The following is a 7514-nucleotide window of genomic DNA, read 5'->3' as shown; positions in this document are numbered from 1 at the left end:
TGCCATGGAGCGAGAATTTGGTCGCTTCAATGCGCAGGCTCAAACGGTATCCGGTGTGTACGGCAGCGCTTATCAGAACGACGACAACTGGAATGAAATTTCCGCCGATATCGAGGCGTTTTCCGAGAAGCACGGCCGTCGGCCTCGCATGCTGGTCTGCAAAATGGGGCAGGACGGGCATGATCGCGGCGCCAAAGTAATCGCAACCGCTTTCGCCGATGTGGGTTTCGATATAGACCTTTCGCCCATGTTTTCAACCCCTGAAGAAGTCGCCAAGCAGGCCATCGAAAACGACGTTCACGTCGTTGGCGTATCGTCCCAGGCAGCGGGCCATAAAACTCTGGTGCCGGCCCTGATTGAGGAGCTTAAAAAGCAGGGCGCTGGCGACATCATCGTGGTTGCCGGTGGCGTTATCCCCAAGCAGGATTATGACTTCCTGACCAAGGCCGGTGTAAAAGGTATCTTTGGACCGGGTACCCAGATACCCAAGGCCGCGCGTGACGTGCTGGATGCGATTAACGCGAACTACAAGGGTTAGGCTAGCTTAACGGTAGCGGGGGCAGAGCCAATTTAACTGACAGCGTTAAATTGGTTCCGACCCCGAACGGTGCTGCCCGTCCATAGGTAAGTGGTCTCGACGCGGCAGAGGACGGGGCAGGCCACTTTTTCGCCTCCCAGAATTTGCTCTGACCCCTGCTAACCGAAACCACCTAAACCAAAGCAGAGCTACAACCCATGCCCATTGATATCGACCAACTCCGACAAGGCAATCGTCGGGCTCTCGCCAAGGCCATCACGCTGGTTGAAAGCAAGCGGCCAGAGCACCGCGAAGAAGCCCAGCGGCTGCTTGAAGCCGTTCTGCCGTATACCGGCAACAGTATTCGTGTTGGTATTACGGGTATTCCCGGTGTTGGAAAATCGACCTTTATTGAAAGTTTTGGCCAAACTGTTATAGAGCAGGGCAAGAAAGTGGCAGTGCTTGCCGTTGACCCCAGCTCACCCATTGCCGGGGGCTCCATCCTTGGGGATAAAACCCGAATGGAAGAGCTGTCGCGAATGGATAATGCCTTTATTCGTCCGTCGCCGTCGGAAGGCGCGCTCGGTGGGGTGGCGCTGAAAACCCGGGAGACTATGCTGCTTTGTGAGGCGGCCGGCTACGACGTGATTCTAGTAGAAACTGTCGGGGTAGGGCAGTCTGAATATGAAGTGGCCAGTATGGTCGATTTTTTTATGGTGCTGATGCTGCCAAACGCCGGTGACGAATTGCAGGGCATTAAGAAAGGAATCATGGAATTGGCTGATGCTCTGGTAATTAACAAGGCCGATGGCGACAGTATCCATATGGCGCAGCAAACCCGGCGTCATTACCAAAATGCACTGCATTTGTTGCGTCATACTACGTTCTGGACGCCACAGGTTAAAACCTGTTCGGCGCAAAAGAAGGAAAACATCGACGAAGTCTGGGGCATGATCTCCGACTACCAGGTCGATGCTATCAAGAATCACGCATTTCATGAAAAACGTGCCCGCCAGGCACAAGAATGGATGCACAAACTTCTGCACGAAATGCTGGATCTGAAACTGAAGCAGAATCCGGATGTGAAAAAGCAGATGCCGGTACTCGATCGTCAGGTGACGGAAGGCAAGACCACGCCCTACCTGGCCGCCAAATCGTTGATTGACCTGTTGTTCAAGGGCTAGAAATGAAAGACGTTGCCCACAAACTCACCGAGTTTGTCCAAGCCCATCTGCCGACAGCACGGGCGCTTGAAATAGAAGTTGCTGATTATGACAGCGAGTCACTGACGCTGCGCGCACCACTTGGCCCGAGTATTAATGACAAGCACACCGCCTTTGGTGGCAGCCTCTATGTGGTTGCCGTTATGGCTGGCTGGGGCATGGTTTACCTGCGTTGCCGTGAAGCGGGCATAGACCCGAATATTGTGGTGGCAAAAGGTGAAATTGAATATCACGCGCCGGTGCCGACCGATATCGTAGCGTCGTCGATAGCCCTGGAAGAGAGTGAGTGGGACGCTTTTTTTCAGCACTTTGACGAGCGCGGCAAGTCTAAGATAGAGCTGCGCACGCAAGTGTTGCAGGACGGCAAGCCTGCGGTCAGCTTTAAGGGTTTGTACGCCATTATTGGTCTGGCGCCGAATCTCTGATCGCGCGCCATGCCGGCCTGATGTACTAAAATTTCAGGAACCTGCCCGAGCTTCCCGGTTCACTCCCCATAAACAAAGTGCCGCAAATCTTCAATGTTGGCCATGCCGTCCTTGTAACCCAGTTGAATGAGCCGCTCGCTGAATTCGTGGGTAAATAGCAGATAACTGGCAACGTTAACGCCGCCGCTATAGCGAGTGCCGCTACTGCGGAAGAAGGTTTTGATGCTGCGCGGCAGGCCGTCGACATATTCATCGGCCAGTGCATCGATATCTTCCGAGGGCGATATGACCAGGGCATCGATCGGCCGCAGCTGGTGTTCAGTAAAAGAGTCCTGCGGGGGCATCAAGCGAATCAACTGATTGATCCTTTCAAGACGTTCGATATCGGTTTCGATGCTGTCCACAAAGGCGCTGTTTAGCAGGTGGCCGATAATCTGCCCAAAGGCGGGAGAGGTTATTTTTCTGGGCAATCGTTTGTATTCGCGACGGTGGCCGTTGGCCGGGATAATCAGCACTTTATCTGCACCCAGGTGCAGCGCTGGACTGATAGGGGTGAGCTGGCGCAGCGCGCCATCGCCAAAATAGTGCTTGCTGATTTTTTCCGGAGGAAAAATAGTGGGAATGGCGGTAGACGCCATTACATGTGACAGATCAATCGGCGTGGGGATGCCCTGTCGGCGCCAACGCTGCCATCCAGCGCGCTCAGGGCCGCCCTGGAAAAAGCTCAGCGACACACCCTGGGTGTAGTCCATCGCCGTTACGCTGAGTGCGTCAAGGTGGCCATCGGCGAGATTGCGGGATATCGCACCGAAATCCAGTTTTTCCCTCAGCAGCTCACGCAATGGTGTATTGTCGAGCAGACCCACCGGCCGGCCCACGGCGACGCCGGCATTGAACAGCGAAATCAGTAGCCGCCAGGCATTTCTGAGAACTCCCAGAAAGTCCGAGCGGTAGATCTGATCGGTTGACAGTTGCGACCAGAGCGATTCCAACCAGTGAGCGGCGTCCACAAAATCATTGGCACGGGAGGCCAGTGCGACGGCGTTGATGGCACCCGCCGACGTGCCGCAAAGCACCCGATAGGGATTGGTGGTGCGATCGCCGTGCAGTGTCGCCAGAGCTTTGATAACGCCCACTTGGTAGGCGGCCCTTGCACCGCCGCCAGGAAGCACCAGGCCAATAGCGTGGGAGGATTCGTTGAGTTCTTGCTTCATTATTTGCTGTGTCCGCGCAAGCCAGTATCTACCAGTATTCTGGTCGCAATTTCTTCAATCGAAGCGTGCGTGGAATCAATATACGGAATGCCAAAGCGCTTGAACATCACCTCGGCCTGGCGTACCTCATATTCACATTGAGACAGAGTGGAATAGCGGGCATTGGCGCGGCGCTCGGTACGGATCATTGCCAGTCGTTCCGGGTCAATGGTCAAGCCATACAGTTTATTGCGATAAGCTGCCAGCGGCCTCGGAATGCGACCGTTGTCCAGATCATCGTCGGTGAGCGGATAATTGGCGACAAATACACCGGTCTGCAATGCCAGGTAGAGGCTGGTTGGGGTTTTGCCACTGCGTGATACACCGACCAGAATCAGTTCTGCCAGGTTGTAGCGATCAATCTTGGCACCGTCGTCGTTATCCAGCGCATAGTTCACCGCGTCAATACGGTGTTTGTAGTTGGTTTCATTGGTGACGCTGTGTGCGCCGCCGACGGTAAATGACGACTTGATACCCAGGGCATCCTCAAGCGGCGAAAGGAAGGTTGAGAGGATGTCGACTGTGAATCCTTCACTATTTTTAATGATATCGCGAACTTCTGAGTTAACAATGGTATCGAAGATTATCGGCGCCACGCCGTCCCTGGCGGCCACGCGATTGATTTTCTCGGCCGCGGAGTGGGCTTTGGCGGCGGTGTCGATGTAAGGCAGGATGACCCGCTCAAACTGAAGGCCCTCAAATTGGGCCAACAGGCTCGATCCCAGGGCCTCAGCCGTGATTCCCGTGCTGTCAGAGATGAAAAAGGCGGTTCGTTTTTTATTTTCTGTCACAATCAAGAGGCTCTTGCAGGGCGAATTTCTGTCTGAATTCCAGTATCATACGCGAACTTTTAACCACGTACCTTATGCACTAGAGGAACCCGTTTTGTCTGAATACGTACTTTGGTTTCAAGAACTCGGCATGGCAGACGTCGATCGTGTGGGCGGCAAGAACGCATCGCTGGGCGAAATGATCAGCGAGCTTTCAGGCGCTGGCGTCTCAGTGCCTGGTGGTTTTGCGACCACGGCCTCTGCCTATCGGGATTTTCTCCAGCAAAGCGGACTGAACGAGCGCATCAAACAGCGCTTGGAAGGCCTCGATGTCGATGACGTGAAAACCCTGCTGGAAACCGGCAAGGATATCCGTCAGTGGATCATTGATACACCGTTTCCGGCCGAGCTTGATGCAGCCGTAAACGAGGCTTTCGCTGAATTGGCTGAGGGCAACGTCGACATTGCGGTGGCGGTGCGTTCCTCGGCAACAGCTGAAGACCTGCCAGATGCGTCTTTCGCAGGTCAGCAGGAAACCTTCCTCAATATTCGCGGCTTGGACAACGTTAAGGTAGCGATCAAGGAGGTCTTTGCATCGCTGTACAACGACCGCGCCATTGCATACCGGGTGCATAAAGGCTTTGAGCATGCGGATGTGGCGTTGTCAGCGGGTATTCAACGCATGGTGCGCTCCGAAATTGGCGCCAGTGGCGTCATGTTCAGCATGGATACCGAATCCGGTTTTGACGGGGTTGTATTCATTACGGCGTCCTATGGGCTGGGTGAAACCGTAGTGCAGGGGTCAGTGAACCCCGACGAATTTTATGTGCATAAGGCGCTGCTTGAAGGCGGCAAACACGCCGTCCTGCGCCGCAATCTGGGTGCCAAAGCCATTAAGATGATTTATGGCAGCGAGGCCTCTGCGGGCAAATCTGTGCAGACTGTTGATGTCGAGGATGCCGAGCGCAACCGTTTCTGCATCACGGATGAAGAGGTGATGGCGCTGGCGCAACAGGCGCTGATAATCGAAAAACACTACCAGCGTCCGATGGACATCGAGTGGGCCAAAGATGGTGACACTGGCGAGCTGTTCATTGTTCAGGCTCGACCGGAAACCGTCAAAAGCCAGGAATCCGCCAATCTGATGGAGCGTTACCTGCTCAAGGAAAAGGGCAAGGTGGTCTGCGAAGGACGATCTATCGGGCAGCGTATTGGCAGTGGCCCGGTGCGGGTAATCGCCGATCTTTCTGAGATGGATCAGGTGCAAAAGGGCGATGTTCTGGTTACAGATATGACCGATCCCGATTGGGAGCCGATCATGAAGCGAGCCTCTGCGATTGTCACAAATCGCGGAGGGCGCACCTGTCACGCGGCCATCATTGCACGCGAACTCGGCATTCCTGCGGTGGTTGGCTGTGGTGATGCAACTCAAGTGCTAAAAAGCGGGCAAGAGGTTACCGTCTCCTGCGCCGAGGGTGATACGGGTCTTGTTTACCAAGGCTGCCTGGATTTTGACATCAGCCGCAATGAGCTCGATACCATGCCGGAGCTGCCCTTCAAGATTATGATGAATGTGGGTAACCCGGACCGTGCGTTTGATTTTCAGGCTTATCCCAACGCCGGCGTCGGCCTGGCGCGGCTGGAATTTATCATCAATCGCATGATTGGTGTTCACCCGAAGGCGCTGATGGACTACGACGAGTTGCCGCGTGATGTGCAGCAGGCCGTCAGCCGTCGGATTGCGGGTTACCCCTCGCCAGTGGACTTCTACGTTGAAAAGCTGGTGGAAGGCATAGCAACCATTGCCGGTGCTTTCTATCCGGAGCGGGTGATCGTGCGGATGTCGGATTTCAAATCAAACGAATACGCCCATCTGATTGGCGGCACGCTGTACGAGCCAGAAGAAGAAAATCCGATGTTGGGTTTCCGTGGTGCCGGCCGTTATATCTCAGAATCGTTCCGCGAGTGTTTCCGCCTGGAGTGTCGCGCCCTGAAAAAAGTGCGCGACGAGATGGGCCTCACCAACGTGGAAATCATGGTGCCCTTTGTGCGCACGGTGGGTGAAGCCAAGCAGGTTATGGAGCTGTTGGCTGAAAATGGGCTCAAGCGTGGCGAGAATGGCCTGAAAGTTATCATGATGTGTGAGCTGCCAGCTAATGCCTTGTTGGCGGACCAGTTCCTTGAGCACTTTGATGGTTTCTCGATTGGCTCTAACGATCTGACCCAGCTTACGTTGGGCCTGGATCGCGATTCTGGACTGGTGGCGCACCTCTTTGACGAGCGCAATGATGCGGTTAAAGTGTTGCTGAAAAACGCTATTGACGCGTGCAAGAAGCAGGGCAAGTATATAGGCATCTGCGGACAGGGGCCGTCAGACCACGCGGACTTTGCACTGTGGCTAGTAGAGCAGGGGATAGACAGCGTTTCGCTGAACCCTGATTCAGTACTCGATACCTGGATGTTCCTCAGCGAACAGTTGCCTAAAGCCGAGTCCTGATCCCTCCCCCAGCCCGTCGTGTCCTACTGTCGCTGCCTTGTGCGACGACAGTGGGACAAAATTCCGCCGCAGTCACTATAAAAAAGGAAAGGGACGATGCGGTATTACGCGCTGGAAAAGCTTATCAATCTCCATGACGGTTACCGTAAAACCTTCAAGATTGATGAGTATCATCTTTTGCTTATTCAGGAGGAAGGAGAGCGCTTTCTCGTCGACGCCTACTGCCCGCACCGCGAGCATAGTCTGATTGATGCCACGGTGTTCGGCGATACCATAACCTGCCCCCATCACCGCTACCAATTCCATCTTGCCACCGGTGCCGTTCTGGAGCGCACCGAAGAGCCCTGCCAAAACCTGCGCTGCTATTCTCTTGTCGAAGAGGGGCGCGAAGTAGGTGTAGTGTTATAGTGGTAATTGTCCCTAGGTTTTTGTCGAGTGGAATTTTACCGAAGAAGGTTGCTCGTCAACTAGGTTAAATCACTATACGCTGGCGCGCTTTTGTGGCGGCCTGGCGAAGTTTCAAGGAGGTTGTCTTGCGCAACATCGTATACACCGCGCTGTGTGTATTTTTAATAGGCTTGGCCCATGCCGAAAACTATAAAAACACCATTCAACGACTTACCAGCGCCGGTAGTCTCCACTCGCCCGTCAGTGTTTCGCGGGTTTATGAAAAGATGCCCGCGCCAATTTGGAACGCTGCCCGCATGGAGAGCCTGTTGCAGGCTATTGCCGGCAGTGCAAGCCACGGGCTTGAACCGGCCGATTACCATCTCGGCGTGCTAAGTTCGCCCGGCAATACCAGTGAACGGGATGTGTACGCCACCGACGC

Annotated in this window: 7 protein-coding genes and 1 pseudogene; 6 read left to right on the top strand and 2 right to left on the bottom strand. The window is 54.5% G+C overall.

What is annotated here, in order from left to right; all coding sequences use genetic code 11:
* The 3 genes from ABYP39_RS15995 to ABYP39_RS15985 form a co-directional block, all read left to right on the top strand.
* The coding region (locus ABYP39_RS15995) for a cobalamin-dependent protein (protein WP_372783521.1) at positions 1–538 on the top strand (538 nt) is incomplete at its 5' end.
* Positions 539–735: 197 nt separating this feature from the next.
* Complete coding sequence (meaB, locus tag ABYP39_RS15990; RefSeq protein ID WP_372748351.1) at positions 736–1701, top strand: methylmalonyl Co-A mutase-associated GTPase MeaB; 966 nt, start codon at positions 736–738, stop codon at positions 1699–1701.
* A 2-nt stretch (positions 1702–1703) separates the two neighbouring features.
* Complete coding sequence (locus ABYP39_RS15985; RefSeq protein WP_372783519.1) at positions 1704–2165, top strand: YiiD C-terminal domain-containing protein; 462 nt, start codon at positions 1704–1706, stop codon at positions 2163–2165.
* Between the two features lie 59 nt (positions 2166–2224).
* On the opposite strand, the gene ABYP39_RS15980 is transcribed toward ABYP39_RS15985, so the two are convergent.
* Both ABYP39_RS15980 and ABYP39_RS15975 read right to left on the bottom strand, forming a co-directional pair.
* Complete coding sequence (locus tag ABYP39_RS15980) at positions 2225–3379, bottom strand: patatin-like phospholipase family protein (protein ID WP_372749262.1); 1155 nt, start codon at positions 3377–3379, stop codon at positions 2225–2227.
* Positions 3379–4209 carry a pyruvate, water dikinase regulatory protein gene (locus tag ABYP39_RS15975; RefSeq protein WP_372749263.1) on the bottom strand — a complete coding sequence of 277 codons (831 nt, stop codon included), beginning with the start codon at positions 4207–4209 and terminating at the stop codon, positions 3379–3381. The genes ABYP39_RS15980 and ABYP39_RS15975 overlap by 1 nt, the downstream gene beginning before the upstream one ends.
* Before the next feature lie 94 nt (positions 4210–4303).
* Here ABYP39_RS15975 and ppsA point away from each other — a divergent pair, with 94 nt between their 5' ends.
* The 3 genes and pseudogenes from ppsA to ABYP39_RS15960 all read left to right on the top strand — a co-directional run.
* Complete coding sequence (ppsA, locus tag ABYP39_RS15970) at positions 4304–6685, top strand: phosphoenolpyruvate synthase (RefSeq protein WP_372764940.1); 2382 nt, start codon at positions 4304–4306, stop codon at positions 6683–6685.
* A gap of 96 nt (positions 6686–6781) precedes the next feature.
* A complete protein-coding gene (locus ABYP39_RS15965; protein ID WP_372783517.1) occupies positions 6782–7093 on the top strand; it encodes a Rieske (2Fe-2S) protein in 312 nt (103 codons plus the stop codon).
* A gap of 125 nt (positions 7094–7218) precedes the next feature.
* Positions 7219–7514: pseudogene (locus tag ABYP39_RS15960) on the top strand (hypothetical protein); the annotation flags it as partial.

This window comes from Litorivivens sp. (genome assembly GCF_041625495.1).
Classification (GTDB): Bacteria; Pseudomonadota; Gammaproteobacteria; order Pseudomonadales; family Spongiibacteraceae; genus Litorivivens.
The sequence above is the reverse complement of the archived record's forward strand: the minus strand, read 5'-3'. Positions and strand labels throughout refer to the sequence as shown.

Bases quoted from the DNA above. Each gene is read 5' to 3' on its own strand.
- meaB (WP_372748351.1), top strand. From the start codon at position 736: ATGCCCATTGATATCGACCAACTCCGACAAGGCAATCGTCGGGCTCTC.
- ABYP39_RS15985 (WP_372783519.1), top strand. From the start codon at position 1,704: ATGAAAGACGTTGCCCACAAACTCACCGAGTTTGTCCAAGCCCATCTG.
- ABYP39_RS15980 (WP_372749262.1), bottom strand. From the start codon at position 3,379: ATGAAGCAAGAACTCAACGAATCCTCCCACGCTATTGGCCTGGTGCTT.
- ABYP39_RS15965 (WP_372783517.1), top strand. From the start codon at position 6,782: ATGCGGTATTACGCGCTGGAAAAGCTTATCAATCTCCATGACGGTTAC.